Source organism: Limosilactobacillus mucosae (genome assembly GCF_013423865.1).
Lineage (GTDB): Bacteria > Bacillota > Bacilli > Lactobacillales > Lactobacillaceae > Limosilactobacillus > Limosilactobacillus mucosae.
In genome coordinates, this window is sequence record NZ_CP058954.1 from 1,485,345 (window position 1) to 1,511,463 (window position 26,119).

The following is a 26,119-nucleotide window of genomic DNA, read 5'->3' on the forward strand; positions in this document are numbered from 1 at the left end:
ATTTCCCCTATTCTACTGGACGAATCCAGTTATGATCCGTGGTGTTTTGCAGCAGCCGCTTGATCCAAGCTTGGTGTACCGGATCATCATCCATCACGTCTAATAACGGCTGCAGGACGAACCGACGATTGCCCATTTCAGGATGCGGAATCTTTAAATTCGCCGTCTGCCATTCTTCATCTTCGTAAAGAACGATATCCAGATCGATCGTCCGTGGTCCCCAGTGAATCAGCCGCCGTCGATGCAGTGACTTTTCAATGATCTGCAGCCAATGAAGCAGCTCAAGCGGTGTTAGATTGGTATCTAGCGCAACAGCGATATTTAAAAAATCATCCTGCTTGACGCCGCCAACTGGTTCGGTTTCATAGATTGGCGAGACCTTCAAATTTTGATTGGCCGGATTGCGCATCAACAGGTCCAACGCGCGTGCCAGATTGTCAAAACGGTCGCCCAGATTGGTACCGATACTTAAATAGGCCCGCTTAGTCATTGTTAACCCCCGCTACTTCAATTTCCACATTGTCAAAAACACCATCAATCGGCACACTGTATTTGCGAATTCTTAAAGTAACCTGCTGCAAGCTTGGGTAGTCTGCTAAAATCTTTTTTAAAAGCTGATTGGCCACGCTTTCGATCAAGTCAAAAGAATGCGTCGTAACAAAATCCTGAATAGTATCATAGACATCCGCATAGCTGACGGTTTCGTTCAAATCATCATGCTGAACCCGTTCTTCAATTGGATACTGCATGTCGACGTCAATCTCCAGCTTTTGTCCGAGTTTCTTTTCTTCGGCAAATACGCCGTTATAGGTATGAAACTTCATATTATTGATCCTGATGCGCCCGATGATAATCCTCTCCTTACCTGGTTTCAAAATTCAATACAACCACTATACCGCACCCGTGCCCGATGCAAAATCTTTATGCTAAAATAAATATTGATAAATTTTAAGGAAGTGAAGCCATGTTCTTAATGACCGAAAATCTGCCATCACCGCATAAATCGCTTGGCATCGTTAATGCAACCAGTCACCTGATGCTGCCCAGCGAGGCTATCGATGAATTTGAGGCCTTTGATCAGCTTTTTCCAGCCGTTGAAGAGAAGCTGAAGCAAAAAGCAAGTGAAAAAGGTGCTGATGGAATCGTTGGCGTCCGTTTTACCACCAATGTCGCCAACGTCCAAGTCGCACCTAAATTTCTGGTCTTAACCGGTTATGGAACGATGGTGCAGCTGCTAAATCAAAAAAGTTGATTTTTTTTGGTAAATTCGCTTGCAATATTTTAATATTAACGGTATAGTTAATATCGTTGTCTTAGGCAACAATTAATCAATTAAATTTGAGATGCCCCAGTGGCGGAACTGGCAGACGCGCAACGTTCAGGTCGTTGTATGGGTGACCATGTACAGGTTCGAATCCTGTCTGGGGCATTGGCTTTTTAGCCTTAACTTAACATTTTAAATGCCCCAGTGGCGGAACTGGCAGACGCGCAACGTTCAGGTCGTTGTATGGGTGACCATGTACAGGTTCGAATCCTGTCTGGGGCATTGGCTTTTTAGCCTTAACTTAACATTTTAAATGCCCCAGTGGCGGAACTGGCAGACGCGCAACGTTCAGGTCGTTGTATGGGTGACCATGTACAGGTTCGAATCCTGTCTGGGGCATTGGCTTTTTAGCCTTAACTTAACATTTTAAATGCCCCAGTGGCGGAACTGGCAGACGCGCAACGTTCAGGTCGTTGTATGGGTAACCATGTACAGGTTCGAATCCTGTCTGGGGCATTGCTTAAACAGTCGTTGATATACGGCTGTTTTTTTATTATATAGTCGTCAAAAAAGCGATCAGCACTGCTGCCGGTCGCTTTTTAAGCGTGCTGGTCATTGACCACTGACTTTCAGTAAAATCAGATAGCCAAACCAGATAATGCCAAAAACAAAGATTCCTAAAACGATAATCCGCATTGTCTTTTCAAACCATTCAGGCATCTGACCACCACCTTATAGTTTGATCATAGCGAATTAATCAGTCATTTTCAACGAAGCCAGGATATTTTATAAGTCCAGGCACAGTTTTTGATCGTGGAGGACTTGAGCAATCTGATCGCGAACCTGAGGCGTGCCATTGAGCTTGGGACCGTTGACCTGATCAGTAAACGTGTCGATGCGTCGATTGGCATCCCGCAGATCATAATAGGTATTTACGATTTGGTCATAGTCTTTTAAGCTGGCCGGATCAATATCTTGATACTCATTTTCAAAAACGATCTTGTCCAATGGCAATCGAGGTTTCAGCTGCGGTTTTTGATCCGGTACGCCCAGCTGCAGCCCCAAGGTTGGAAAAGTATGCTTAGGCAGATGCAGCGTCTTGATGATCTTAGCAGGCTCATTTTGAATCGACCCCAGAATCACACCGCCCAACCCCATGCTTTCCGCGGCATTCAAAACGTTTTGCACGGCTAGGACGGTATCTTCATAGGCCTGCAGAAACATCTCGGTTTTTTCAATGCGACGATCGTCAAGATTTCCTTGATGGTGCCGGATCAGCTCATTACGATGCAGATCAGTGATAAACATCAGCAATTCGCCTTCCGCCCCAACATATGGCTGGGCACTGACGGCACGAATCGCGGCCCGTTTTTGCGGATCGGTTACGCGAATGATCGTCATCTGCTGTAGAAACTCGCTGCTGGAGGTCTGCCGTGCAACTTCAAACAGCGTTGTCAACTGTTCCTCCGTAAGCGGCTGATCTTTGAATTTACGAATCGTGCGGTGATTTAATTGATGATCGATAGTAAAGTTGTGAAGCATGCTTTCGACTTCCTTTTTGTAAGAGATTCTTTACACTTTAACGCCAATCCAGTCATTGTTCAAGCAGCAATTTTCGCCTAACTCAATCACATTTTTAACCTTAACTTATAAAGTCGTAAACTTTTCGCCGCCTTGTTCTTCATCAACATAGAGTTCAGTTCTCATGTTGAATCGCTAATCAGCCTTCTGGATAACATCCCCATGTACCAAAATCATTGGCTAAATTTACTGCTTCTTGCTGACGTAAAGATAGACTGGATAATCCAGCACGCAGATCAGCAGCAAACCAGCCCAATGATCATCTCTGCACTGACGCTTCCCCGCATGGTCTTGCTCATGCCAAATCCCATCAACCGTGCCAATCATAATTTCCTAAAGTGTCTCTTTTTTCATATTATCCTTCTTCTTTAAATTCTTAACTGATATCGGTGATTATCGGTGATTTTTAATATAATATTGATAAATGAAAAAAGTCATCAATCAAGGACGATTTGTCGACTGAATGGAGCAAACGATATGAAACCAGCTAAAAAACATCACAGTTTAAAACTGGCTCAAGACCAGCCTGTAGAACGCATCACGGTTACTCAGATCTGTAAGCTGGCTAAGGTCAACCGCACGACTTTTTACGCCAATTATCTGGATATTTATAATCTTAAAGACCAGGTTCGCGAGCGCATGATGGCTGAATATGTCAGTTTATTTGACGATCAGCGCGGAGCTTCACAAGAAAACTATCTGCAGCTGTTTCAAAGTATTCAGGCCAATCAGACGTTTTATAAGACCTACTTTAAGCTTGGCTTTGATATTGACTACCAGATCATCCACTACGATCAAGAACTGGTAGCTAAGCTCTATGACAATCAGTTCATCGATTATCACGGCGAGTTCTTTCGGGCTGGTATTACTGCCGTGATCAAAAAATGGCTAAACAGCGGTTGTCAAGAAAGTCCTAAAACAATGTTGGAAATCATCCGCACTGAATATAAAAATCCCGCTGTCTTGTATCCAAACTAGCTCAAAAGCTTAATTAAGCTTGGCAGACTTCAATAACTACATCGTCAACTTTTTTGCTGTAACAGTTAACAAATTTGCCACATTGGTCAACCAACTTAATTTATTAATCTACAAGGAAGTTTTTCATGCTTAACACGATTATTTCGGCTGTAACTGCCTATCTTTCGACTAACCTGGACTATCTTGGCTTCTTAATGGCTTTTTTTGCGCAAAGCAAGGCGCCTAAAAAATACCGCTATATCCTGATTGGCAATGTGATTGGGATTATCATTTTGGTAAGCTGTTCTTTGATTTTAGGACTAATTCTGCATACCGTACCTGCAGAATGGATGTTGGGCTTTTTAGGCATCATTCCGCTGTATTTTGGCTGCCGACTGCTCTTTTCCAATGAGGACGACGATCAAAACATTCAAGCTGACTTAACTGGCTTCAAACTAAGCAGTTACGTGGCTCTGCTTACGGTTACGTCATGCAGTGCCGATAATCTTGGTATCTATACACCACTATTTGCTGCCATGACAACTCTTGAAGAAATCTACGTTACCCTACTGATCTTTGCTTTAATGCTGATTATTGTATTTTGCTTTGCGATGAGTTTGGTTCATCTTCCAGTAGTAGCTGACATTTTAGAAAAACATGGCAATCAACTCAGCGCACTGGTCTATCTTGGCCTTGGCGGCTATCTTCTTTATGAATGCGGCACGTTAACTCATTTATTAGCATATTTTAGCTGACTAAAAGGCATGCCCCGATTTGAAATCGGTAGCATGCCTTTCATTTTTAATAGATAACTAGAGCTAAAACATTCGCTGCTGCATGCGTTCTTCTAAGCGTTGAATCTGTCCTTCCAGATAATTTGCCTGACCATGCATCGCTGCCATCGTTGCATCCGGATCATTAAGTACCTCAAAGGCGCGATTGCGGTAGCGGCGGTGTTTTTCAAACTGCATTACGCCGATTTCTTCTGCGCTGGCCACCAGACCATCGTAACGCTTCAGCATAGTCTGCAGCTGTTTTTTAGCGCTGGTTTTTGTATCTGTATTGGCATTCACTGGCCGCTGTTTTTTAGACTTGGTGCGCATTTTTGACCAATTTTTTTCATGTGGTCTTGTAGTCATGGGCTGCTGCTTTTTCGACTTGGCGCGCTGATGCTGCTTAGCTGAACCAGAAACTGGATTTGAAAGCGGCTGGTGATTGATCACAGCCGTTAGATTCTGAATATCTTCAGTTAAAAGCGGCAGCTGTGCCTGTTGACAAGCTACGATGCGCTGATAGTGAGGAATTGATTTACCAGCCTTGAGCGCCCGTTGGTACAGTTCTGCCGGGAAACCGATCCCGCGCTGATGCTTTGCTAAAATAATGGCCTGCTCGCCTGCCGAATAAAATGTCTGCCAGTTGTTCATGAAATGCTTCCTTAACTAGATTTGATTCTTTTAGCTTAACATAAAAATGCACCGTCATTTTCGACGATGCATTTTTCATTTCACACTTAATTAAAGCATTATTTCGTGTAGTCAACATCTTTGGTTTCTGGCGTCAGTGCCCAGGCAACCACTGAAACCACTGCCAAGACAAACATGTACATCCCGGCATAGTGCAGGCCAAACGTAGCGATCAGCCAAGTCGTGATTGTTGGTGCAACGGCTGCCCCAACAACTGCAGCCAGGTTATAGGTGATCCCGGCACCAGAATACCGAACCTTTGTTGGGAAAAGCTCTGGCAAAACCGCGCCAACCGGGCCATACAGCGTACCCATTACCACAAAGCCAAGGCCTAAGAACAGCAGCATACCAACCATATTATGCTGACCTTCCAAGAAGTATGGAAAGACCAATGAGAAGACAACCAGTGCAACCGAAGCCGTCATCAAAACTTTCTTGCGTCCAACCTTGTCCGCCAGAACCGAAGTTGTCATGATCAATACGGCAAATTCAACGATAGCTGCCATCAACAGCAGTAAGAACTCAGAATGACTAAAGCCCAGTGCCGTCGTGGCAAATGAAAGTGACCAGGTCGTCAGCGTAAAGAACATTGCGTAGGTAGCCCCCATCAAGAAGGTCCCTTTTAAGATCTCACGCCAGTTTTCCTTAAAGACTACTTTTAAAGGCGAACGCGTCGTGTTGTCGCGTTCCTGGGCCAGCTTAAACAATGGCGTTTCCTGCAGACGATGCCGAACGTAAAGACCGATTACGACCAAGACGGACGAGGCCCAGAAAGGTACCCGCCAGCCAAAGCTCATCATCTGGGCTGGGGTCAGCATTTTTTCCAAGACATAGAACAAACCATTACAGATAAAGAAACCGATTGGCGCCCCAACTTCTGGGAAAGCACCGTAAAGGGCCCGTTTGTCAGCCGGCGCGTTTTCCGTAGCAACCAAAACGGCACCGGACCATTCGCCGCCCAGGCCGATTCCTTGAACAAAGCGGCAAAGGCAAAGCAGCAACGCGCCGCCAACCCCGATGCTTTGATAGCCGGGAATAAAGCCGATCGCCACCGTGGCAACCCCCATTACCAAAAGCGATACGACCAGCGTCTTTTTCCGGCCTAAGCGATCACCAAAATGACCAAAGACAAATGAGCCAACCGGACGCGCGACAAAAGCAACCCCAAACGTCAAGAGACTCAGCAGCGTGGCTAATAATGGCGTCATCTGGGGAAAGAATACCTTAGGAAAATAGGCTGCCGAAGCCGTCCCATATGCATAAAAATCAAAAAATTCAATGGCTGTCCCCATCATAGATGCCAAAATTACCGTTTTAACCGGGTCGCGTTCCAGTTTTTCATTATTCACTGTCATTCGTTCTGTTGCGTTTTCCATAGCCATCCTCCTGTGTTTTTAATTTGCAAGATCGTATTTCTGCAGCTTGGCTTCTTAATGTCGCTAATGTCGCTTTCCATAAAAATCACCCCTAAATGAAAAGCAGCTGACTGTTTCATGAACAGTCAGCTGCTGGCAGACAACCATTTGCTGAACCGTTCGCATCATCGAGGGCGGTGATGCGAACACGTCAAAAGATCCGCATCACCTAGCTAATAATGCGAATAATAATAATATTGGACAATTGACTGGTCTTTTCAGCAAACATCATTTTCTGCCTCCTCTGTTTTGATGTTCTAAATTTACCACGCACTTTATTAGATGTCAATTATAAAATTAAAAAAATAATGTGATAATTTTAATCTAAACTCCGATAAAATAAAAAGCCGACTGATTTCTCATGCCGGCCTTCATATTCAACTTCAATATGGATACGCATTGCGATAGCGCCGACTCAAACCAGTAATCACCAGTACCGTCAGCAAGCCATAGACGGCAGCCACGTAGCCAACGCTTCCTAAAGACAGATAATGCACCGTTTCAGCAGCCGTAAACGATCCCAGCGAGATGCCGATATTGGCAAAGATCGAGTTTAAAGAAGATGCCAGATCAAGCGACTGTGGATAGTCTTTTTCGGCAATGTCTAAAAACATCAGCTGCGTTGACGATCCATAACAGGCCACCATCACGCAAAGCATGGCAATCAGAGCCACGCCCAGCCAGCGATACTGAAAACTTGGTGCCAACCCTGCCAGACAAAGCGTCATTAAAACATAGATCTTAGGTAATGACTGGATGCCACGATGATCAGCCAAGTAGCCGCCAAACTTGTTGCCAAACATAAAGAAGATCCCCATACCAAATAAAAGCCAGTTCAGCCAAGTATTATCAAAGTCCATCATATTGGTAAACAGCGGTCGTACATAGGTGTAAAAAGTATAGTCAGCAGCACATACCAAAACGATAAACGCAACTCCCATCAAAACCCGCGAATCGCGAAACAGACTGAACTGTGAGCGCAGACTGCCTCGAACCTGTGGCGTATCGCGGGGGGCCAGCCAAGCCAGCATAACAAAGGTCAGAATCGTCAGCCAGGTAATCATCCAAAAACTGTCATGCCACGAAAAAGTCGTGCTGATCGTCGTTCCAATCGGCACCCCGATAATCGAAGCAATGCTAAAGCCAGCAAATACCCACGAGACCAGGCTGGCCCGTTTATCGCGCGGTGCAATATAGTTGGCCATGACCAGTACTAACGAGATAATAGCCCCTGCTACCGTCGCCGTAAGCACTCTCGAACCCATCAATGACCAGAATCCCGTTGCCAGCGCCGTCCAGGTATTGCCGATAAAAAAGATCAGCAGTAAGACCAAGAGCACATGATAGCGATTAAAGCGGCTCGCTAATGTCGTGACGATTGGTGTCGAGATGGCATAGATCAGTGCAAACAGAGTAACGGTATAGCCAAGTGATGAAAGCGAGGCATGAAATTCTTTTGCAATATCGGGCAAGACCCCGACAATCATATATTCATTACAGCCCAGCATAAATGCTACAAAGACAAACAGCAGCGATTGTAAGCGATATTTAGTCATTTGACCCCCTTCACCGACTTCGGTATTCTAAAAAAAACACAGCAATGGCTAGTTTACTTGCTTTCATAATGATTTTCAAGAACTGTTTTCAAAAAAGCCAACTATATTTTGCATCAGGATAATTTTAATAAAATCAAGGCCTTGAACGCAGCCGCTCTGCTTCGTTGACTGCTAAGGTTCACATGATGATGGGTCCTATCGCATCAGCTGGCGGATCTTGTGAAGAAAATTAAGTTGAGTTCGCTGGAAGATGCAAATTTACCTACTATTTTTTGAATTTTAATAAGAAATAGGTAATTGTATATTCAGTTAACCGAACTTTACCTACTATGCATCGCTTTTTTCTAAAAGTAGTTAATGAGTTTTTTTCAAATATTTTATCCAGATTTTTATGAATAATGCTTCCCGTTGAGCACTTTGCCGTAATGATGGTTCAGCAATCTTCCACTAAAGATCAGCCGACCATTTTTCACTGAAATTTTGGTTGACTGATCTGCACATCGGTCCCAGTGACTTGCTAAAACAACTGATATTTAACTCCAACCAAAAAGGCCCGCCTCTTAATTGAGACGAGCCACTTTGGGAAGGAATCTGCTACTTTGCGCCAAGCATACAATTTTCATACTTAACTTAAACACATTTTTGATTCAATCTTCCGCAAAGCTGCATTATTTTTATTTAGTACTGGCGCACGCTGGTAACCACACAATTACAATCCGATGCTTCTGGTCACTCTTACGCTGCTTCTAGGCCTACTCGATGACTTCAGCCACCAGCTTCAGTCGAAACCGCATCACGCGCTTCGCTGAATATATCTCTTATCCTTCCACGCCTATAATATACCACATTCTGTAAGCGGTTGCAAGAATTCATTAAAAATTATTTTATCTGCCGATCATAATCAAACTGCTATTTGATCACCGCTGGCAAAATCAAAAAGATGGACACCAGATTATTGATTAGATGAATCCCGATTGAATTGGTCAGATTACCCGTAGAACGGTAAACGTAAGCCAGTACGCAGCCCATATAAAAATAGATCAGATAACTGATAATGTTGCTACTGGCATGGACCAGCGTAAAAACCAGCCCCGACAGCAGAATTGGCAACCAAAAATCGCGAGCGTTAAAAAACAGATTCATAAACAGACCGCGAAAAATCAGTTCTTCGGCAAACGGCGTCAAGCAAACGGCTGAAAAACAGACCAGGATACTGACGATCGGGCTGCCGCTCATGGTGTCAATGATGGCTTGATTATTGGCCGTCTGCACTTGATGATAGATCAGCCGGTTGAGATTACCCAAAACGATCTCACCAGCTACAATTGCCATATAGCCGCCAAGAATCGTTTTGGCATGGGCAAAAAAACTTTGCGAGCGATGATTAAAATGGTCATAGCGACGATACAGTCTTTGTCCCCAGGCAATAATCAGTCCAAAAAATCCTAGATACAAAATCACCCAAAGAATCGTCAGTCGGGGATGCTCGGTAATATTGCGCGCGGCTTCTGGGGGCATCAGAATCAAAATACAAAACGCCGAAAAAATCAGTAGAGCGCGGGGAAAGCTTGGTCGTCTGTCAGTCGGCATGCTGTCACTTCCTTATTGGTTTTTCAATCGTTGATCAGGGCCTCGATCCCAGCTTGAAAACGGGCAACCGGCTCATCACCGGCTTGCTGGCGCTGCGTGTCGATCAAGCGCTGCATTTCATCGGCCTGCGAGACTGCCTGGACGATCTTAATAGCCATTTTATCAAATTCAGCCGCGGCATAGCGATTTTCATCCGCAATCAGGCGCGGCTCATGCATTGTCTCATTAAATCCCAGAATCAGCATGTTATTTTCAAACGCCGCCCGCACGGCATCCAAGATCTCATCGCCTTGGTTGATATCAAGATAAATATCGCATTTTCTTATCAGATTGCGGGCCGTATCCATCTTAACGACTGGATATAGATAGACGTTTTCGTACTTTTGCATCCCCATTAAGCGATCGGACATCTCAGTTATAGCTGCAATATGAAACTCAAACTGCGGCAAAATCTTTACCAGGTTTTCTAGCTGCATGATCTGGTCTGAATTGGTCAAGATCAGAATTGCGGGCCGCAGCGAGTTTCCCCGTGGATGCGGATAGACGATGCCTAAATAGTCGGTCGCCACATGCTGATTGGTTTTAAAAAGCTTTTGCCGATTCTGCCAGACGCGATAGTCCTGAACAATCACATGCCGCGTCCGCGTTTGATTTTGATAGATGTAGTCAAGATTGCCCGGTAGTTTATTTTGCACCGGTTCATGCCAAAACAGCGTATCATGACCCGATTTAGGCAGCTTTAATGTCGTTAGAAAACTGGTGCTTAGCGTATTATAAAAAATCCGGTCCAGATTCAGGCCGCTCTTTTGCAGATAGCTGCTGACAAAATCCGGCAGACTCTTAAAATGACGACGTTCCTGACGAGTATTCAAAAACAGGCTGCCATTGTCCAGGTGCGATTCGATTACTACCTGGCCCTGCTCGTCAAAAAATTGCTTCAGCCAGGCCCGATTATCTGCCCAGCTGGTTTTGGCAAACAAATGACCAAAGCGATCATACTCATCGACCCACTGCAGCTGACCGCTCTCATTTAGCCAGCGTACCTGCTTAACCTGCCGCGTATTATCGTTTTTGGTAAAAACAACGTCCGCACGTTTATGATTCAGATCATAAATCTGCGCGCCCCTGCTGCTGCCAACGATTCGCCAAAAACGAGGCACCGGAATCTGATCAAAATAAAGCGGCTGACCTTCGTCTGAACGCGGACAATAGTACTGAAGCGGCGATTGAACATTGCGCGGTAAAAAGCCATCATCATGAATTACCACCGTGGGAAGCTTTAATTGCGCAATCAGCTGGGCCAGTCTGAAATCGCGCGCGGCCTGATCCCATTTATCAAACAGATTTATCATTTTGCCACCTCGTTTACCAGTACACGCCATTTTTGAGCAATCTTTTCATCCAGATATGGCTGGGCCAGTTCATAAGAGTGCTGACTAAAACCAGCCGCCCGCTGATCATCGCTAAAGAGACTGACAATCGCGTTTGCCAGTTCCCTTACCTTGCGTTCCTCTGACCAATCTGCTTGATATGGCAGCCGATAGCCGTTTTGATTTGGATCAATAAACGTCTGATTGCCATATGGAACGTCAAAGCCAATCATCGGCAGACCCGATCCCACGGCTTCCATCAAGCTCAAGCCAAATCCCTCGCTGGTTGAAGCCGCAATATAGCCAACATAGTGCTGATAGATTGCGGTTAGATTCTGCTGTCCTTTTAAGTGAACGTATTCATTGGCCTGCAGCTCATCAATCAAGCGCTGCAGATTGATGTGCTTGTGCGCCTTGACCATAAATATCCAAAGAAACGTCTTGAATTGTTCGTTTAGCCTGCACGACAGCCTTGATCAGCCAGTCAACATGCTTTTCGCTGGCCAGGCGCGAAGCTGTGATCAACGAATGCCGGCGCCGTTTCTCGTATGGCATCGGCATCAGTTTCGTCAGACTGCCCACCGGAATCGCGGCAATTTGCGGTACTTGATGCTGATACTTTTTCATCTGAGCAGCCAGGACGCGTTTTTGCGCTGGCGTTGAGACGATAAAACAGTCGGTCTGATCGGCATGCGTAAACTGGTACTCGTAATAGTTGTTCCATAAAATATTCGTCTGGTTGGTATAGTGCTCATCATAATGCTCGGCATGCACTACAACGCCAAGTTTTGCCGGCGAATGCATCTGATACCACAGCTGACCGCTGACCAGTCCGCGCCCGTCTTCACGATCCAAGATAACCAGATCCTGAGCAGTAAGCTTTAAACGGCGAATCATTTCAGCATACAGAGCCGTCTTAGAATAAAAGATCTGGTCTTTCAGCTCAAAGACCTCGTTGGTGCCATTAACATATTGATGATAGGCAATCGAGCCATCCTCATTATAAAAGTCGCGAGCATAGACATGATTGCCGGCGCTAAGGTATTCAGTTACGTATCTTATGTATGAATAAAATTCTCGCCGCACCATCTGGGAGTCAACCACGTATTCGGCGTAGTCAATGGCCTGCGTTGCCAGATCATAGATACGGACATTGATTCTTAGGTTTTCGTCGGGCAGCCAGTAGTGGACTACCTGCTTGCCATCCGCGAAATTCTGTACGGTAGCTTCAACATTGCGCTCCGCAAAATGCTGTGCGCGCTTAAACTCGTTTAGCGGATAGGTCGTGGGCGCGATCTTGATATCGGTAAAAAAATTATAGAGCCAGATTACGTCTTGATCATGAAAACCCAGATTGTGCGTCAATTCAGCAATATTATCAGCTAAAATCAAATCAGAAAAAATAAACTTTGTTGGAATCTGCATGCGGGAAAACACTTTAGATCGGTAGGCCTGTGCGTACTCAACCCCACTGCTGGCCCAGCCAATCCCCAGATTTACATTATAGACCGTCATTTTTAAGACCTTCTTTTCCAAAAGCTTAATAAAAGCGAGATCAAGTCATCAAAGACGTTGATCTCGCTTTTTATCATCGGTAACGCCAAAAAAACTGATTTTTGACTAGTTTTGACTGGCGGCTTCAATTTCTGCCAGCGTTGGGATTGATGGTAAAGCTCCCATCCGCTGAACCGTAATTGAGCTGGCCCGCTGAGCAAAGATCAATGCTTCTTTGATGTTGCTCATGTCAGGCTTTAATTGAGAACTCAAGGCACCAATAAACGTATCGCCAGCTGCCGTCGTGTCAACCGCGTGTACCTTAAAGGCTGGCACAAAGTCATAGCCGTTTTGCGTACAGTAGAAAGCACCCTTGCTGCCGACCGTAATGATCAGGTTCTTGACCCCCATCTGTGCAAAGTGACCAGCTGCTTCAAGCATTGAAGTCTCGTCTGCAATGATAACGTTGGTCAGCGTGGCACATTCGGTTTCGTTTGGAATAATCAGATCCGTAACCTTCAAGATTTCAGGGTCGATCTTGGCTGCCGGTGCCGGATTCAAAATCGTCTTAACGCCATGCTGCTTAGCCAGTTTGAATGCTTCCAGAGTCGTTTCCTGCGGCGTTTCAAACTGCGCGATCACAAAATCGGCGTTTGCAATGGCAGCTTGGGCATTATCAACATCAGCTGGGGAAACGCACTGGTTGGCCCCACCATAAACCAAAATACTGTTTTGGCCATTGTCATCGAGCAGAATCGTGGCCGAGCCGGTTCCGGCATGCTCATCTTTGGTAATGTAGCGCGTGTCGATATGATTTTCGCTTAATGAGTCAATCATAAACTGACCTGCTTGATCATTGCCAACCCGGCCAACAAACTTGGTATCTGCACCAGCACGCGCCGCAGCAACTGCCTGATTGGCCCCCTTGCCACCAGCGGCACTGCTCTTGCTTTCGGATGACAGCGTTTCGCCAGGCAATGGCATCCGCTTGATTCGCAGCGTCGTATCAACGTTCAGACTACCAACGACCGTAATTTTATTCGTCATTTCAAAGTCTCCTTTGCGTTTTGATGCAATCAGCAAATTAGTAAATGCTTTTATGTGTGATTAAATCAGTATTTCTTAACTACACTATTTTAGCATATCAGCTTATGCGCAAACAAGTCTATGCCTGCTTGGTACTATCTCTGACAACCAGCTTAACGCCAAAGTAGGAAGTCTGAATGGCCGTATCTGGGTTTTGAATCCGATTAAACAGCATCTTGGTAGCCTGTTCGCCGATTTCACGAATGGGCTGCTGAATCGTTGTTAGTTTTGGCGTGACGTATTCAGCCAGGTCAATGTCGTCAAAACCCACTACCGAAATATCATCTGGCACGCTGACGCCATTTTCGGCCAAGCCACGGTAAAGCCCGATCGCCATTTCATCGTTGGCCGCAAAGACTGCCGTCGGATGCTTTTCCAACACGCCCTTAGTACACGAATAGCCGCCATGCTTGGTCAGCTCGCCATAAATCACGTCGGTCTGCTCGTTAAAATCAACATGGTGCTTACGCAGGCCGTCAATCAAGCCCCGCAGCCGGTGATTCAAGTTGTCGGTCATGTTTTCCGGCATGATGCTGACCACATGCTGATGTCCCAGACCAGCCAGATGCTCAGCTGCCAGATAGCCGCCTTGATAGTCGTCGATCAAAAGTCGGTCCCCACCATTGGCCTCGTTTTGGTCGAACAACAGATACGGAATATCATTTGGCTTTAACAGCTGTTCAATCGTGTCGGTCGTAATCGAAGAACTGGCAATAATCAAGCCATCAACAGCCCGTTCAATCAAGCGGCCAAGATAGTAGCGTTCCAGTTTTTCCTCATGGTTGGCACTAAAAATCAGCGGCATAAACTCGGCTTGACGAGCTGCTTCCTGCACACCGCGAATAAACGTACTAAAAAATGGATTGCCAATGTTAGGTACCAAGACGCCAATCGTTTTAGAAGAGCGCATGATCAGATTGCGCGCATTAAAATCAGGAACGTAATTCATCTGATCGCGCAGTTCCAAGACTCGCTGCTGTGTAGCTTGGCTGAAGCGCTGCCCCTTGCCGTTTAAAATCTGCGATACCGTCGTGACCGAAACCCCAGCAGCCTTTGCCAGATCGCGAATTGTTACTTTGTGTTTCATAATGTGTGCTTTCCTCTTGTTTCATTAGTAAACCTATTTACGGATCAGTTTACCACATATTTACCTGCTGACCTTTAAATAATTGTAATAAACCAATAATTTTTTTAATTTTGGTGAAAAACGCCTTCCATAATCGCCTTGGTCTGCATAGCCTGAAAACCACGTACCCGCAGATAGTCAATCTGGGCCAGTAAAATATCATAGGTCCAAAGCGATGAAAGGTCATGCTCGTTATAATAATGCAGCGTCAAGCCGATGTGCGTCAATTCATGCACCATTCCCTCAAAGTCATCGCGGCCCTTGTATTTTTGCGTACCAATCACCACCGGCAGCTCATGGTCAATGGAATCTTTCAAAAGCGTGTTCAGCAAGTTGACGTGGCTAAAATCATGCTCACGCAAAAAACGCTGCAGGCCAAAAATATCAAAATACCCATATTCTTGAGCTACCTTGCTTTTATAAGAACAGGTCGTCAAATAGTCAGTCTGGCTTCTAACGGCATGAATGCTTTTAATGCGGACCAGCGTCAAGCCATTGATCTTGCAGTCCCAATCCAAAGTCATCAGTAAAACGAACAGCGGATCCATGGCAATCACGAATCCAACGTTAAAGGTATCGTCATCGGCAAAGTTATATACCTCAACTAAGGTTCCCTGCTGCTGGCTGATTGTCAATTGCTCGCGAATCTGTGGCTCATTCATGTGTTCAATCATTTTTAACGTCCTCTCAAAAATTGCTATTTTTATTTTGCCTGTTTCAAATGTAAACGGCAAATTTTTTTGATGCGCTCAATTGCCCAGATTATGCCTTGTTGACCCGCCTTGTCTGTCACTTATCCACAAAATATGGATTTATTTTATGGGCAGACACTATATTTTGTAGTAAGATGGTCAAGTTGAATTTTTATGTAAAGAGGGGCCAACATGGTGATTATTACAGCAGGAATGATTGGGGTCGGAAAAACAACGCTTACAGCTAAGATTGCCGATCACCTACACACGAAAGCCTTTTTTGAACCGGTGGGCGAAAATCCGGTATTGCCGCTTTACTACAAGGATCCGAAACAGTATGGCTTCCTGTTGCAGATCTACTTTTTAAACAAGCGGTTTTCCATGATCAAGCAGGCATTAAGCGATGACAACAACGTGCTGGATCGCTCAATCTATGAAGACGCGCTGTTTACCAAGGAAAACAACGCGGAAGGCAACATCTCTGATACGGAGCTGGATGTTTACCTAAAGCTGCTTGACAATATGATGAGCGATTTGAACAAGCTGCCTAAAAAAGCGCCTGATTTGATGGTTTATTCAGAAACTTCTTTTGAGACCATTCTCTACCGAATCAAAAAACGGGGCCGCGACTATGAACAGATCGACAACAACCCTGAGCTTAAGGACTACTACTACAAAATGTGGAGCGCCTATCAAGACTGGTATCAAGAATACGATGCCAGTCCTAAGATGAAGATCGATCTGGATAAATACGACCTGGAAGATCCGCAAAACGTTGCCACGGTTCTGGGGATGATTGACGAGCGGCTGGCCCAGATTCGCTAAATCAATCGCTGCATTTAAACCGCTGATTGACTCGGCATTACCGATCAGCCAGCAGAATAGTGAAACCATCGTTTAGGTCGCCTGACTACACGGTGGTTTTTATTTTAGATACATTCGCCGCAGCACCTCTAAAATGCCGACACTGCCGATCCCGCTGGCAACCGGCAGCCAGGTATGCTGACGAACGGCTTTTTGCGGCTGCTTTTTTTGCGTGGGTCTCCTTGATTCAACCAAGGCAGCCGTTTGATGCTGCTGATGACGTTGATCCGTTCTTGGCCGACTAAGAGACGAATTGGCTGCTTGATTGACTGGACGATCAAAACGCGTCAGCTGATAGGCTTCAATCAGTTGATTCAGCTTTTGGTCATACTTAGGATCCGTAGCATAGCGACCCTTTAAAAAACTGGTTGCCGATCGATAGGTAGGTGCATTGCTGCGATGAGCACCAGCATACATCGGCTGGTCCAAAACGGCAGCATAATCGCTTAACGATGCTTTTTCATCGGTATAGCTCTTAAAGGTCCCTGCAACGATGGCTAGCTTACCACTGAGGCATTCCTGCGTCATCATTGAAACGCCATGACCATGCCAGGTTCCCTTGATGCCGAATAGATTATGATGAACTCGGCTTAACTCGCTGGTTCCCCAATTGCTTTCCAAGGCAGCCTGTGCAATCAGAACCGAAGCATAAAGATCATGCTTTTGGCCAACTTTTTGCGCGATTGGTCCCAGATGCGCGATAAACCGAGCCTGATCCCTGGTCGGACAAAGCGGCGCGTAATGCTGATTTGCGCTTGGCACTTCACTGGTTGTCTGATCAGATGACAGCTGAGCATTGTCTTGATCAGCTTCCTGTTCATTGCCTGCTGATTCATTGTTATCAGCACCGTGGTCCGCAGCTGTCTGATCATTCAAGACTGGTACGACATTTTGCTGCGATTCCTGCACGCGCTTTAGCCAATCAGCGTGCTCCAAGGCCAGCTGGCTGCCATCTTTAAAGCCTTGACAATAAGCCGTTTTAATCGGTTCTTGATCAGGCGGCAGCTGCGGCTTGTCGGCCATGGCATCCTGTAATCCCTGCTGATAGGCAGTTTGACATTTTGCCAGCCAGTTGTTTTTAAAGTCATCCCCCATGCTGCCATCACTTGAAGAATTAATGACCGCAGGCAGCTGAGCCTTAAAATCAGCTCCATTCGGCTCATTGCCTACTGCTGTCTGGGCTGCCAAAACCGGTGCCATCAGCTGTAAAACCATCGTCATCGTTATCAGACTCGTCAGCCAGATTTGTTTTTTGATCATAGTTAAATCATCCTTTCTTTTGCTCCTGATATTCCATATGTCAAAAAACACTGATTGGCACTAAAAAACCTGCCTCAATTGCTTGAGCCAGGCTGAAATTAATTAGCAAAATAAAACAACCGCACTGTCTTAGGCTCAGAAAAAGCTTGAGACAGTACGGTTTTTAATTAAATTGACTCCTAAAGTCTGTTATTTTAATTGGACACGGTATCATCAAAGCTAATAAACGATTACCGGTTCATATTGAGTTAATGAATCGTAAGCCGTTCCCGCGTCGCTGGTATGCATATTGACACAGCCATTTGAGCCGTCGTTCAGATAAGCCGTGCTTGACCAGTTCGTTCGCCAGCTGGCATCATGGAATCCACAGCCGCTATCGGTAAACGGTGCCCAGTAGCTGACTGGCGAGGCATAGGCTGAACCGTTGTCGCTGGTACCACGTAAAGTAGTGTTTCGCTGCTTATACATAATGTACCAGACTCCCTTAGGCGTATCATCGCCACTGCTATGTTTACCAGTAACCACGCTGGCATCAAAAACGCATTTGCCATCCTTGTAGAACCAAACATGCTGATCAGAAATGGAGACTTCTGCATAGGTATTGCCGATACCATGATTTGATGTCGTGCCATAGCCAATGCCGCCAGTATTATAGCCAACACCATAGACGTCATTTTTGGCATTGACGCTGGTCTGGTGGCTGATCAGGGCCTTGGTTAAAGTAGCCGCAGCCTTGGTTTCACTGAGCCGCCAGCCATATGAACCGCCCGTTGCCGTCTTGATCTGCTTGCCGCTGTGCGTGGTAAACGTAAAGCTCTTGTCCAGAGTCGACTGATTCTTGTTGACCTTTTTGACCAGCTTGTCTAGAGCCGTGGTATCAAATTGATATTGGTGATTCAAATACGTGGCTTTGGTAATGATGTCATTGGTCGTTAAAGTATAGGTTTTGTTTTCGACTTGATACGTCAGCTTTTGATTAAGCAACGCCTTCAACTTGACGGCTTCCTGCTTAACCGTTTTGCTGCTGGCTGCCAGCGGGTGTTGGTATTGCTTATGCAGCACGATCTTAACGTTGGCCGCATTTTGATCAAAGTCTTTTAAAAGCGCTTCGGTATCGTAACGATTGCCTTTTTGGGCTGGTTTGATCGTAACCTTGCCATTTGCCAAAACCGCTTTGGCATCAATCGGCGCCTTGCGACCAGCATTTTCTTTTTCGATATTGGCCTTTAAAGCTGCCCGCATCGCTGCAATGCGCGTCTTATCGACATGACTTGGGACAACCTTGATGTTCTTGGCCTTGCTGGAAGGAAAGAACGTGACTTGTTTTTTGAGAGCCGTTTGGAATTTGCTCAGATCATTCTTAGTAAAGCCGGCACTGCTGGCTTGGCCTTGATAGATCACCTTGCCATCCAGCTTTACTTCGTTGGTCAGTTTGGTCTTTGCTACCTTGTCATAAGCCTGTTGTGCGGTCAAGCCCCCTACGGCCACGCCATTAATGGTTGTATTCTTATTAAAATGAGTTCTTTGATGCCAGGTCATCACGCCAATCACGATGACCAGCAGCGTTGCGATAATGCCCAAAGACATTTTCGTGCGCGAGTTCATATTCCTCAACTCCCTTACCCTTAACCTTGTGCAACGCCAATTATATAACATTCCCAAATTGAAAGATATTATAATTTCAGCCAGCCAATCATTCATTGATAAACAGTGGCAACCCCAGTAGTCTAAAACGTCTGGATGCCATCAACCAACAGCCGTCTGTTAATTTTTGCAGTTGCCTAAATAGTGTTTTGATACGATCGGATTCATTAATCCCATCAGTATTCACTACACAGTCACCGAAGCTCACCTGACTATGGCCTGTCAGCTACCAGCAGCTAAAGTCGATGGCTGGTGAGCAGACGCCTTGGCACTTGTTCACTAAGGCAGCCACAGTTACTGAGAACCTTATCGCAGCCAGGGGCAGTCCGGTTTTATAATGCAAATAAAAAAGGACCTGGCAGATCAGCTGCCAGATCCTAGATATTTTGAAAGATCAGCTTTCAAATGGTCAGCTATTAGATTTCTGGATAGCTTTCCATTTTAACGTTGAGTTTCTTATTGTTTTCATCGGTCTTAATAACCATGACGTCACAGTCGGCTTGACGAATTACGTAAGCAGCCGTAGAACCAACGATCATCCGACCAATCATGTTCAGACCCGTGGCCCCAACCAGGATCAGGTCAACATCATGTTCTTTGGCATATCCTTCCGTCAGTTCCATCTTGGCGTTGCCGATCTTGACATCAGTTACGACATCACTGACCCCGACAGCTTCGGCCTTCTTCTTCATCTCGGCCAGTTCCTTGGTCATTTCATCCGTAGCTTTCTTGTAGATGTCACGATCAACGAATCCATAGCCAACCGTGCTCGTGTTTGGATAGCGTTCACCGTTGACGATGCTCAACAGATGCAGCTTGGCGTTATTGCGCTTAGCAATGTCGATAGCTTTTTGAACCGCCATCTTGGATTGTTCGGAGCCATCAACACCAACTAACAAGTTCTTGTATTCACTCATTATTGCCACCTCCAGAAAACAACCTTATTAAGAAAATCTACATTGGTTTTCCTTGTTATTATTTTACCACGAAAACGGTTTCTTGAACAATATGTTTTCTTTATTCAACTACTAAGTCGTGGATTGCCTGCATATAGATGGCCATTGACTTGATCAGATCATCAACCGGCTGAAATTCATTTGGCTGATGCATCGTGTTTGGCGTATCCGGCATCAAAGCACCAAATGCTACCCCACGACTCATCAAGCGACCGTAAGTACCACCGCCAACGACTTCAGCTTGGGCAGTCTGATCGCCAGTCTGGTCAACGTAGGCCTTGAGGAGCGTGGTAACGATTGGATCATTGACATCAACATAATGGGGCACCTCGCCTTGAGTGCGTGAAATGGCAAAATTGTGATCAGCTGCGACCGGCTTGATGCGGTTTAAGATCTCGTCAGCCGTGATTCCCTCTGGATAGCGGAAGTTCATATCAATGTGCCCGCCAGCCTGCTGATCAAACTTCAAGATGCCGGCATTCATCGTCATCTCACCCATTTTATCCGTCGTAAAGGCAGCATTGAAATGATTGACGCGCGTATCCAGATGCAGATAGCTGGCCAAAAAGTCGATAAAGTCGCCTGCGTGCCCCCGAATGTCAAGCTGCTTTAAAAATGTTGCCAGATAGGTTCCGGCATTGATGCCTTTTTCAGGTTCCATCCCATGAGCAGCCTTGCCAACCACGGTTAATTTAATTCCGTCAGCGTCGCTTTCAATGCTCCCGGTAATCGGATTCTCATCCAAGAAATCGGTAAACGCAGTCGCCACGGCCTCATTGTCTCCGGCTTCAATCGTGGCTTCGGCATCGCGCGGCACCATGTTAAAGCGCAGGCCAGAATCAAAGTGCTTTAAGACTACCTCGCCTTCATTGCCGCCATCAATATCCAAGAGCAGTGAAACCTGTCCTTTTTCACCATTGATCAGCGGAAATTCAGCGTCTGGCGAGAAGCCATAGGTCGGCGCCGGCTCCACTTCAAAGTAGCGCTTCATTCCTGTCCAGTCGTTTTCTTCATCGGTACCAACGATAAAGCGTACCTTCTGCTTAAAGACGGCACCATGATCCTTTAAGTACTTTAAAGCATAATAGGCAGCCATTCCCGGGCCCTTGTCATCGGAAACGCCGCGGCCATATAGATTGCCGTCCTTGATCACTGGGTTAAATGGATCGGTCTCCCAGCCTTTTCCTGCCGGCATGACATCCAGGTGGGCCAGGATTGCCAAGGTCTCGTCGCCTTCACCCCATTCGGCAAAGCCAGCCACGTTATCGATGTTTTTAACGCGGAAGCCATCCTGCTCAGCCATTTCCAAGAAAGCTTTCAATGCCTGGGCTGGGGCTGGGCCAAGCGGATATTCCGGTGTGGCTTCATCATCATTGCGCACGCTGGGAATCTTGATCAGCGTGGTCAAATCGTTAAGATATTCTTCTTTTTGAGATTGTGCGGCTTTTAACCAATCAGTCATAAAAAAACCTCCAATGTTAGTCAAATTCCTAGATTTAATGATAACATTATTTGAGGTTGATTTACGGATCAATCGTCAGTGGATTTTATTGGATTAAATAAAGGGAGTATCAAATATGCAAAACTTGGATGAGTCAATTCTGCAAAAAGTCATTAAAGCCCGCCCACAGGAAAGCTTTAAAGGAACTTTTGGCAAGATCGTGCTGGTCGGCGGCAACGAGAATTTCGGTGGTGCCATCATCATGGCCGCAACCGCAGCAGTCTATGGCGGGACTGGTTTGGTTACGGCTGCGACCGACCCAGCCAACTCGGCAGCTCTGCATGCTCAGCTGCCAGAAGCCATGTTTGCCGATTTTAATGACGATCAGCTGGTTGGCGACCTGATCGTAGCGGCCGATACGGTGGTCGTTGGCCCTGGTCTAGGCGATAACGCGCAAAGCCTGCACATTCTTAAAAACGTTTTTGAATACGTGCACGATGGTCAGACCTTGGTAATTGACGGCTCAGCAATCACCTTGATGGCCCGGGAAAATCTGAAACAGCCAGCCTGCCAGATCAGTGTCATCTACACGCCACATCAGATGGAATGGCAGCGGCTTTCAGGAATCAAGATTGCCGATCAGTCCGTTGAAAACAATCAAAAAGCCGTTCAGAAGCTGACTGCGACCGTTGTCTTGAAAAAGCACCATACCGAAATCTATCATGATGACCAGGTCTTTAAGCTGCCAATCGGTTCTGCCGCGCAGGCTGTCGGTGGGATGGGCGATACGCTGGCCGGAATGGTCGGCTCGTTTACGGCTGAATTCAAGGATGCCGGTTTGGACGCGATATTGGCCGCCGTTTACGCGCATAGTGCCGTGGCTGATCAGATCGCGGAAAATCAATACATCGTTTTGCCTCACCAAATCAGTCATGCCCTGCCTGCCTTTATGAAAAAGGTTGCCGCGCAGGATTCCAAAACGCATATTGGATTTATGGACTAAACAATAAAACCATGACGTCTCCTGAGCGTCATGGTTTTTTGATGGTCGAATTTGATTGCTTAAGCGGCAAATAAGTCATTGACCGCTATACTAATCTGCTTGGGCGTCAGATTATCCTGAACGATCTGACCCTTGGCGCGCAGTTCCAGCTTGGCGTCTTGCGGCTGTTCAGCCAGTTTGGTTAGATCGACTTCATGGTTGTCAGTGTCCGTAACGTCGAAATGAGACTTCTTCATCTGGTTAATCGTAGTTTCTTTGATTTCCATAATAAAATCAGCCTTCCTTTCTTGTTTACGACTACGTTTTAGCACGTCTCAATCATCTTGTTAAATATTTTGACCTTTTTTGACCAACAATCTTGGCAGTAAAAAGCCCGTCCCAAAACTGAGACGAGCAGATTGATTTAATTCATATGCAGCCGTTCGCGCAAAAGATCAGCCCGCGCGCCCAGCAAATGATCAGCCAGTCGTGACTTCAGTGCCAGATAAGCATAAATGACACCACCAATGGCCACGCCAAGGATCAAAAGGAAAAACGCGGCATAGCGGCCATGCGGATTAACCAGATACCCCAGGCCGAACATCACCAGCTTGGTAACCACAAACATGACCAGAGAAAAGGCCAGAATCTGATTAGTTGGCTTGGCCATTTCTTCAAAGTGCAGACCAAATTCCATATTAAACGAATGCAGAATCAGGTAGTTCATCATCACCATAGCCAGGGCTGTTGCCAATAGCGGGCCCATGCCTTTTAAAAGCCAGATGCATGGGAACTGCAAAATCAGCTTGATGATCATGCCGACTCCCAAAATTTTCATCATCTTGCGGTTTTCCGAAATTCCCTGCATCATCGCGGCCGCCACACTGTAAAGTCCCATGGCAATCGAAGCAAACGCCGCAAATTCCAAAATTACGATCCCGGCTTGATTATAGCGATAAAAAACCGTGTAGACTTGCGGTGCTACGGCAACTAGGCCAAGTGAAGCCGGCACCATGATAAAGTAGAACAGCTCCAGTGCGTTTTCAATCTGCGTACGCATGCCTTCCTGATCATTTTTAGCACGTGCATGAGCCAACAGCGGAATCACCGTCGTTGCCATGGCCGTAGCCACCGCAATGATGATCATGTAAAGCTTGTTGGCATTAAAGCTGAACATGGCATAGACCGTATTCATTTGATAGTAGGTAAAGTGGCCAACCAATGGCATCATCTTAAAGAAGGTATATTGGTCAATCAGTTGGAAGATCGTGATCCCTGATTCAATCACGATAAACGGGATGGCTTGATAAACGATCTTGACAATCAGCTGTATCGTCGAGATTTCTGGTGTTGCCAGACTGTTTTCCAGCATCGCCTCCATTGGCCGCCGGTAGTGAATCCGCGCCATGATCAAGACCGCGGCTGCTCCCAAGGCCCCGATAAAGGCAGCAAACGTAGACTGGGTAACCGCCAAGACCCAACTCCCTTTTTGGATCTTCATGACCAGATAAGTGGCCCCCAGCATGTAGATGATTCTTAAGAGCTGTTCAATCAGCTGTGAGATGGCAGATGGCGCCATCCAGCTGTACCCTTGCAGATACCCCCGCGAGATGCTGATGCTGGGAATCAATAGTACGGCCCAGGCCAAAGAACGGATGACTGGAATCTCATTGGGGTCCCCGCCATCCAGCAGTGAAGCGCCAAACATCATGATCAAGGCCGCAATCACTCCAGTTGCCATTGAAACGTACATCCCGGTATGATATAGCTTTTTGCTGATGTTGGTCTGATTGATCCCATTATAATGGGCGACCAGCTTCGACATTGCGGATGGGATCCCCGCCGTAGCGATCACCAAAAACAGGTTGTAGATGTTGTATCCCTTGGCATAAAGCGCGTTGGCCTGATCACTGTAGGCCCCCATCCAAGTTACCCAAGGAATGATATAAAGTGCACCCAGAACTCGCGACAATACACTCCCTGCCGTCATCCAGGCCGACCCACTGAGCATTTTTGCCTTGGCTGCAGCCTGCTTGCTCGGGGCCGTTTTTTGTTGTGCATCCATAATTTGCTGCTTTCCTACCTTTTTAATTGTTAAAATTTCAAAAAATAATCCTAACTATTCTAGCTTGAATTGGCAGTCAGCGCAAATCAATTCACAATTTGTTAAGAAAACCTTAACGGGTCGCTGCTAAAGCCTGTTTGATATCGGCAATCAGATCAGCCGCATCTTCAAGACCAACCGACAGCCGCAACAGCTTAGGAGTAATCCCCAATCGCTGCCGCTGCTCGACTGAAACGTCCGCGTGTGTCTGATAGTAGGGAATCGTAATCAGACTTTCGATCCCGCCCAGACTCTCGGCAAAGGTGATTACCTTAACGTGATCAAGCAGTCTTTCAACCTGATCAGCCTCTTTTAGATAAAAGCTGATCATACCGCCTTTACCTGGATAAAGCACTTTTTCGACTTCCGGCGCCTGCTTGAGATACTCAACGACGGCCTGGGCATTTTTAGTGTGCTGAGCCATGCGCACCTTAAGCGTCTTAAGACTTCGCAAAAGCAGCCAAGAGTCAAATGAATCCAAGGTATCGCCAGTCGTAATGTAGTAGTCGTAGTACTCCTGAGCCAGTTTTTCATCCTTAACGACCACGGCCCCGCCCAGCAAATCATTATGCCCGGACAGATACTTAGTCGCGCTGTGAATAACCACGTCAGCTCCCTTTAGCAGTGGCCGCTGATAGATTGGCGTGTAAAAGGTATTGTCAACGATCACCTTGATTTGCGGATCATATTCATGAACGGCCGCTGCCACTGCTTGAATGTCAATTTCTTTCATGGTTGGATTAGAAGGCGTCTCCAGCCAGACGATTCTGGTTTTTGGCGTCAGCTTGGCAACCAGTTCAGCAATCGACCGGCCATCCCATTGATCAAACTCAATCCCGGCATGCTGCTTCAGATAATCAAAGTAGCGAAAGTCGCCGCCATACAGATCATCCAGTGAAATCAAACGATCGCCGGTTTCAAGGATGCTTAATGCGAGCTGAACGGCCGCCATCCCAGAGCTGACTGCAAAAGCTGCCGTCCCGCCCTCCAATTTGGCCAGCGTCTTTTCAACGGCACGGCGATTGGGCGTTGAAAGGCGCGAGTAGGTATAGTCTTTGGTCGCATCAAAATTGATGGCCTCTTTTAAGGTTGGGTGGCGATAATTAGACGACAGATAGATCGGCAGGGCCACCGCGCCACGCTCATCTTCATGATTACCGGCCTGAGCCGCGATGGTTGCCAGTGACAGTTCAGTTTCCTTATTTTGACATTCACACATAAATAACTCCCTCTTTCTGGTATTTTCTGATTCATTCAACTGGTGATCGACTGTT

24 protein-coding genes, 4 tRNA genes and 1 pseudogene are annotated in these 26,119 nt (G+C 46.2%); 9 read left to right on the top strand and 20 right to left on the bottom strand.

Annotated features, from left to right (window positions below):
- Positions 1-7: 7 nt before the first annotated feature.
- Together folK and folB are read right to left on the bottom strand one after the other, a co-directional pair.
- A complete protein-coding gene (gene folK, locus H0G69_RS07355) occupies positions 8-490 on the bottom strand; it encodes a 2-amino-4-hydroxy-6-hydroxymethyldihydropteridine diphosphokinase (protein ID WP_180304567.1) in 483 nt (160 codons plus the stop codon).
- Positions 483-848: a dihydroneopterin aldolase gene (gene folB, locus H0G69_RS07360; RefSeq protein ID WP_180305427.1), complete on the bottom strand. Its 366-nt coding sequence runs from the start codon at positions 846-848 to the stop codon at positions 483-485. The genes folK and folB overlap by 8 nt, the downstream gene beginning before the upstream one ends.
- A gap of 116 nt (positions 849-964) precedes the next feature.
- On the opposite strand from folB, the gene H0G69_RS07365 reads away from it, so the two are divergent.
- The 5 genes from H0G69_RS07365 to H0G69_RS07385 all read left to right on the top strand — a co-directional run bounded on the left by H0G69_RS07365 (position 965) and on the right by H0G69_RS07385 (position 1,780).
- The gene (locus H0G69_RS07365; protein ID WP_006500104.1) at positions 965-1,252 is read left to right on the top strand and encodes a heavy metal-binding domain-containing protein; all 288 of its coding nucleotides are present in this window, start codon (positions 965-967) and stop codon (positions 1,250-1,252) included.
- A gap of 93 nt (positions 1,253-1,345) precedes the next feature.
- Positions 1,346-1,429: transfer RNA gene (locus H0G69_RS07370), tRNA-Leu, on the top strand.
- A gap of 33 nt (positions 1,430-1,462) precedes the next feature.
- Positions 1,463-1,546 (top strand) — tRNA-Leu (locus H0G69_RS07375).
- A gap of 33 nt (positions 1,547-1,579) precedes the next feature.
- Positions 1,580-1,663: transfer RNA gene (locus H0G69_RS07380), tRNA-Leu, on the top strand.
- A 33-nt stretch (positions 1,664-1,696) separates the two neighbouring features.
- A tRNA-Leu gene (locus H0G69_RS07385) sits at positions 1,697-1,780 on the top strand.
- Positions 1,781-2,050: 270 nt separating this feature from the next.
- Here H0G69_RS07385 and H0G69_RS07390 read toward each other — a convergent pair.
- Both H0G69_RS07390 and H0G69_RS07395 read right to left on the bottom strand, forming a co-directional pair.
- Entirely contained in the window at positions 2,051-2,806 is a 756-nt protein-coding gene (locus H0G69_RS07390; RefSeq protein WP_180304568.1) for an NADPH-dependent oxidoreductase, read from the bottom strand.
- Between the two features lie 225 nt (positions 2,807-3,031).
- Complete coding sequence (locus H0G69_RS07395; RefSeq protein ID WP_180304569.1) at positions 3,032-3,172, bottom strand: hypothetical protein; 141 nt, start codon at positions 3,170-3,172, stop codon at positions 3,032-3,034.
- Positions 3,173-3,322: 150 nt separating this feature from the next.
- Here H0G69_RS07395 and H0G69_RS07400 point away from each other — a divergent pair, with 150 nt between their 5' ends.
- Both H0G69_RS07400 and H0G69_RS07405 read left to right on the top strand, forming a co-directional pair.
- Positions 3,323-3,823: a TetR/AcrR family transcriptional regulator gene (locus tag H0G69_RS07400; RefSeq protein WP_180304570.1), complete on the top strand. Its 501-nt coding sequence runs from the start codon at positions 3,323-3,325 to the stop codon at positions 3,821-3,823.
- A 125-nt stretch (positions 3,824-3,948) separates the two neighbouring features.
- Positions 3,949-4,557, top strand: coding sequence for a cadmium resistance transporter (locus H0G69_RS07405; protein WP_180304571.1), 609 nt, complete (start codon positions 3,949-3,951; stop codon positions 4,555-4,557).
- A 63-nt stretch (positions 4,558-4,620) separates the two neighbouring features.
- Here the strand turns inward: H0G69_RS07405 and H0G69_RS07410 are convergent, their stop codons facing one another.
- The 9 genes and pseudogenes from H0G69_RS07410 to H0G69_RS07450 form a co-directional block, all read right to left on the bottom strand.
- On the bottom strand, positions 4,621-5,226 hold the full coding sequence (locus H0G69_RS07410; RefSeq protein ID WP_180304572.1) for a hypothetical protein: 606 nt from the start codon (positions 5,224-5,226) through the stop codon (positions 4,621-4,623).
- A 98-nt stretch (positions 5,227-5,324) separates the two neighbouring features.
- Entirely contained in the window at positions 5,325-6,641 is a 1,317-nt protein-coding gene (locus H0G69_RS07415) for an MFS transporter (RefSeq protein WP_180304573.1), read from the bottom strand.
- Positions 6,642-7,063: 422 nt separating this feature from the next.
- Complete coding sequence (locus H0G69_RS07420) at positions 7,064-8,236, bottom strand: MFS transporter (protein ID WP_006500111.1); 1,173 nt, start codon at positions 8,234-8,236, stop codon at positions 7,064-7,066.
- A gap of 909 nt (positions 8,237-9,145) precedes the next feature.
- The gene (locus tag H0G69_RS07425) at positions 9,146-9,826 is read right to left on the bottom strand and encodes a CPBP family intramembrane glutamic endopeptidase (RefSeq protein WP_180304574.1); all 681 of its coding nucleotides are present in this window, start codon (positions 9,824-9,826) and stop codon (positions 9,146-9,148) included.
- Between the two features lie 23 nt (positions 9,827-9,849).
- Positions 9,850-11,178 (bottom strand): accessory Sec system glycosylation chaperone GtfB, encoded by a 1,329-nt coding sequence (gene gtfB, locus H0G69_RS07430; protein WP_180304575.1) that lies wholly within the window; start codon positions 11,176-11,178, stop codon positions 9,850-9,852.
- A pseudogene (gtfA, locus tag H0G69_RS07435) lies at positions 11,175-12,711 on the bottom strand (accessory Sec system glycosyltransferase GtfA). The gene gtfB and the pseudogene gtfA overlap by 4 nt, the downstream one beginning before the upstream one ends.
- Before the next feature lie 105 nt (positions 12,712-12,816).
- A complete protein-coding gene (gene rbsK / locus H0G69_RS07440; protein WP_034539192.1) occupies positions 12,817-13,737 on the bottom strand; it encodes a ribokinase in 921 nt (306 codons plus the stop codon).
- A gap of 118 nt (positions 13,738-13,855) precedes the next feature.
- Positions 13,856-14,863, bottom strand: a complete 1,008-nt coding sequence (gene rbsR / locus H0G69_RS07445; protein WP_180304576.1) for a ribose utilization transcriptional repressor RbsR — start codon at positions 14,861-14,863, stop codon at positions 13,856-13,858.
- Positions 14,864-14,967: 104 nt separating this feature from the next.
- On the bottom strand, positions 14,968-15,576 hold the full coding sequence (locus H0G69_RS07450) for a hypothetical protein (RefSeq protein ID WP_006500117.1): 609 nt from the start codon (positions 15,574-15,576) through the stop codon (positions 14,968-14,970).
- Between the two features lie 210 nt (positions 15,577-15,786).
- On the opposite strand from H0G69_RS07450, the gene H0G69_RS07455 reads away from it, so the two are divergent.
- On the top strand, positions 15,787-16,419 hold the full coding sequence (locus H0G69_RS07455) for a deoxynucleoside kinase (protein ID WP_006500118.1): 633 nt from the start codon (positions 15,787-15,789) through the stop codon (positions 16,417-16,419).
- Between the two features lie 99 nt (positions 16,420-16,518).
- On the opposite strand, the gene H0G69_RS07460 is transcribed toward H0G69_RS07455, so the two are convergent.
- The 4 genes from H0G69_RS07460 to pepV all read right to left on the bottom strand — a co-directional run bounded on the left by H0G69_RS07460 (position 16,519) and on the right by pepV (position 21,780).
- A complete protein-coding gene (locus H0G69_RS07460; protein WP_180304577.1) occupies positions 16,519-17,718 on the bottom strand; it encodes a glycoside hydrolase family 73 protein in 1,200 nt (399 codons plus the stop codon).
- A 219-nt stretch (positions 17,719-17,937) separates the two neighbouring features.
- On the bottom strand, positions 17,938-19,323 hold the full coding sequence (locus H0G69_RS07465) for a L,D-transpeptidase family protein (RefSeq protein WP_180304578.1): 1,386 nt from the start codon (positions 19,321-19,323) through the stop codon (positions 17,938-17,940).
- Between the two features lie 455 nt (positions 19,324-19,778).
- Positions 19,779-20,279: a universal stress protein gene (locus H0G69_RS07470; protein ID WP_180304579.1), complete on the bottom strand. Its 501-nt coding sequence runs from the start codon at positions 20,277-20,279 to the stop codon at positions 19,779-19,781.
- A 100-nt stretch (positions 20,280-20,379) separates the two neighbouring features.
- Complete coding sequence (gene pepV / locus H0G69_RS07475; protein WP_180304580.1) at positions 20,380-21,780, bottom strand: dipeptidase PepV; 1,401 nt, start codon at positions 21,778-21,780, stop codon at positions 20,380-20,382.
- Positions 21,781-21,895: 115 nt separating this feature from the next.
- Here pepV and H0G69_RS07480 point away from each other — a divergent pair, with 115 nt between their 5' ends.
- Positions 21,896-22,762, top strand: a complete 867-nt coding sequence (locus H0G69_RS07480) for an NAD(P)H-hydrate dehydratase (RefSeq protein WP_180304581.1) — start codon at positions 21,896-21,898, stop codon at positions 22,760-22,762.
- A 59-nt stretch (positions 22,763-22,821) separates the two neighbouring features.
- Here H0G69_RS07480 and H0G69_RS07485 read toward each other — a convergent pair whose 3' ends face one another.
- The 3 genes from H0G69_RS07485 to H0G69_RS07495 all read right to left on the bottom strand — a co-directional run bounded on the left by H0G69_RS07485 (position 22,822) and on the right by H0G69_RS07495 (position 26,064).
- Positions 22,822-23,028 carry a hypothetical protein gene (locus H0G69_RS07485; protein WP_006500124.1) on the bottom strand — a complete coding sequence of 69 codons (207 nt, stop codon included), beginning with the start codon at positions 23,026-23,028 and terminating at the stop codon, positions 22,822-22,824.
- A gap of 137 nt (positions 23,029-23,165) precedes the next feature.
- Entirely contained in the window at positions 23,166-24,806 is a 1,641-nt protein-coding gene (locus tag H0G69_RS07490; protein ID WP_180304582.1) for a putative polysaccharide biosynthesis protein, read from the bottom strand.
- Positions 24,807-24,918: 112 nt separating this feature from the next.
- Positions 24,919-26,064: a trans-sulfuration enzyme family protein gene (locus H0G69_RS07495; protein ID WP_180304583.1), complete on the bottom strand. Its 1,146-nt coding sequence runs from the start codon at positions 26,062-26,064 to the stop codon at positions 24,919-24,921.
- Positions 26,065-26,119 lie beyond the last annotated feature (55 nt).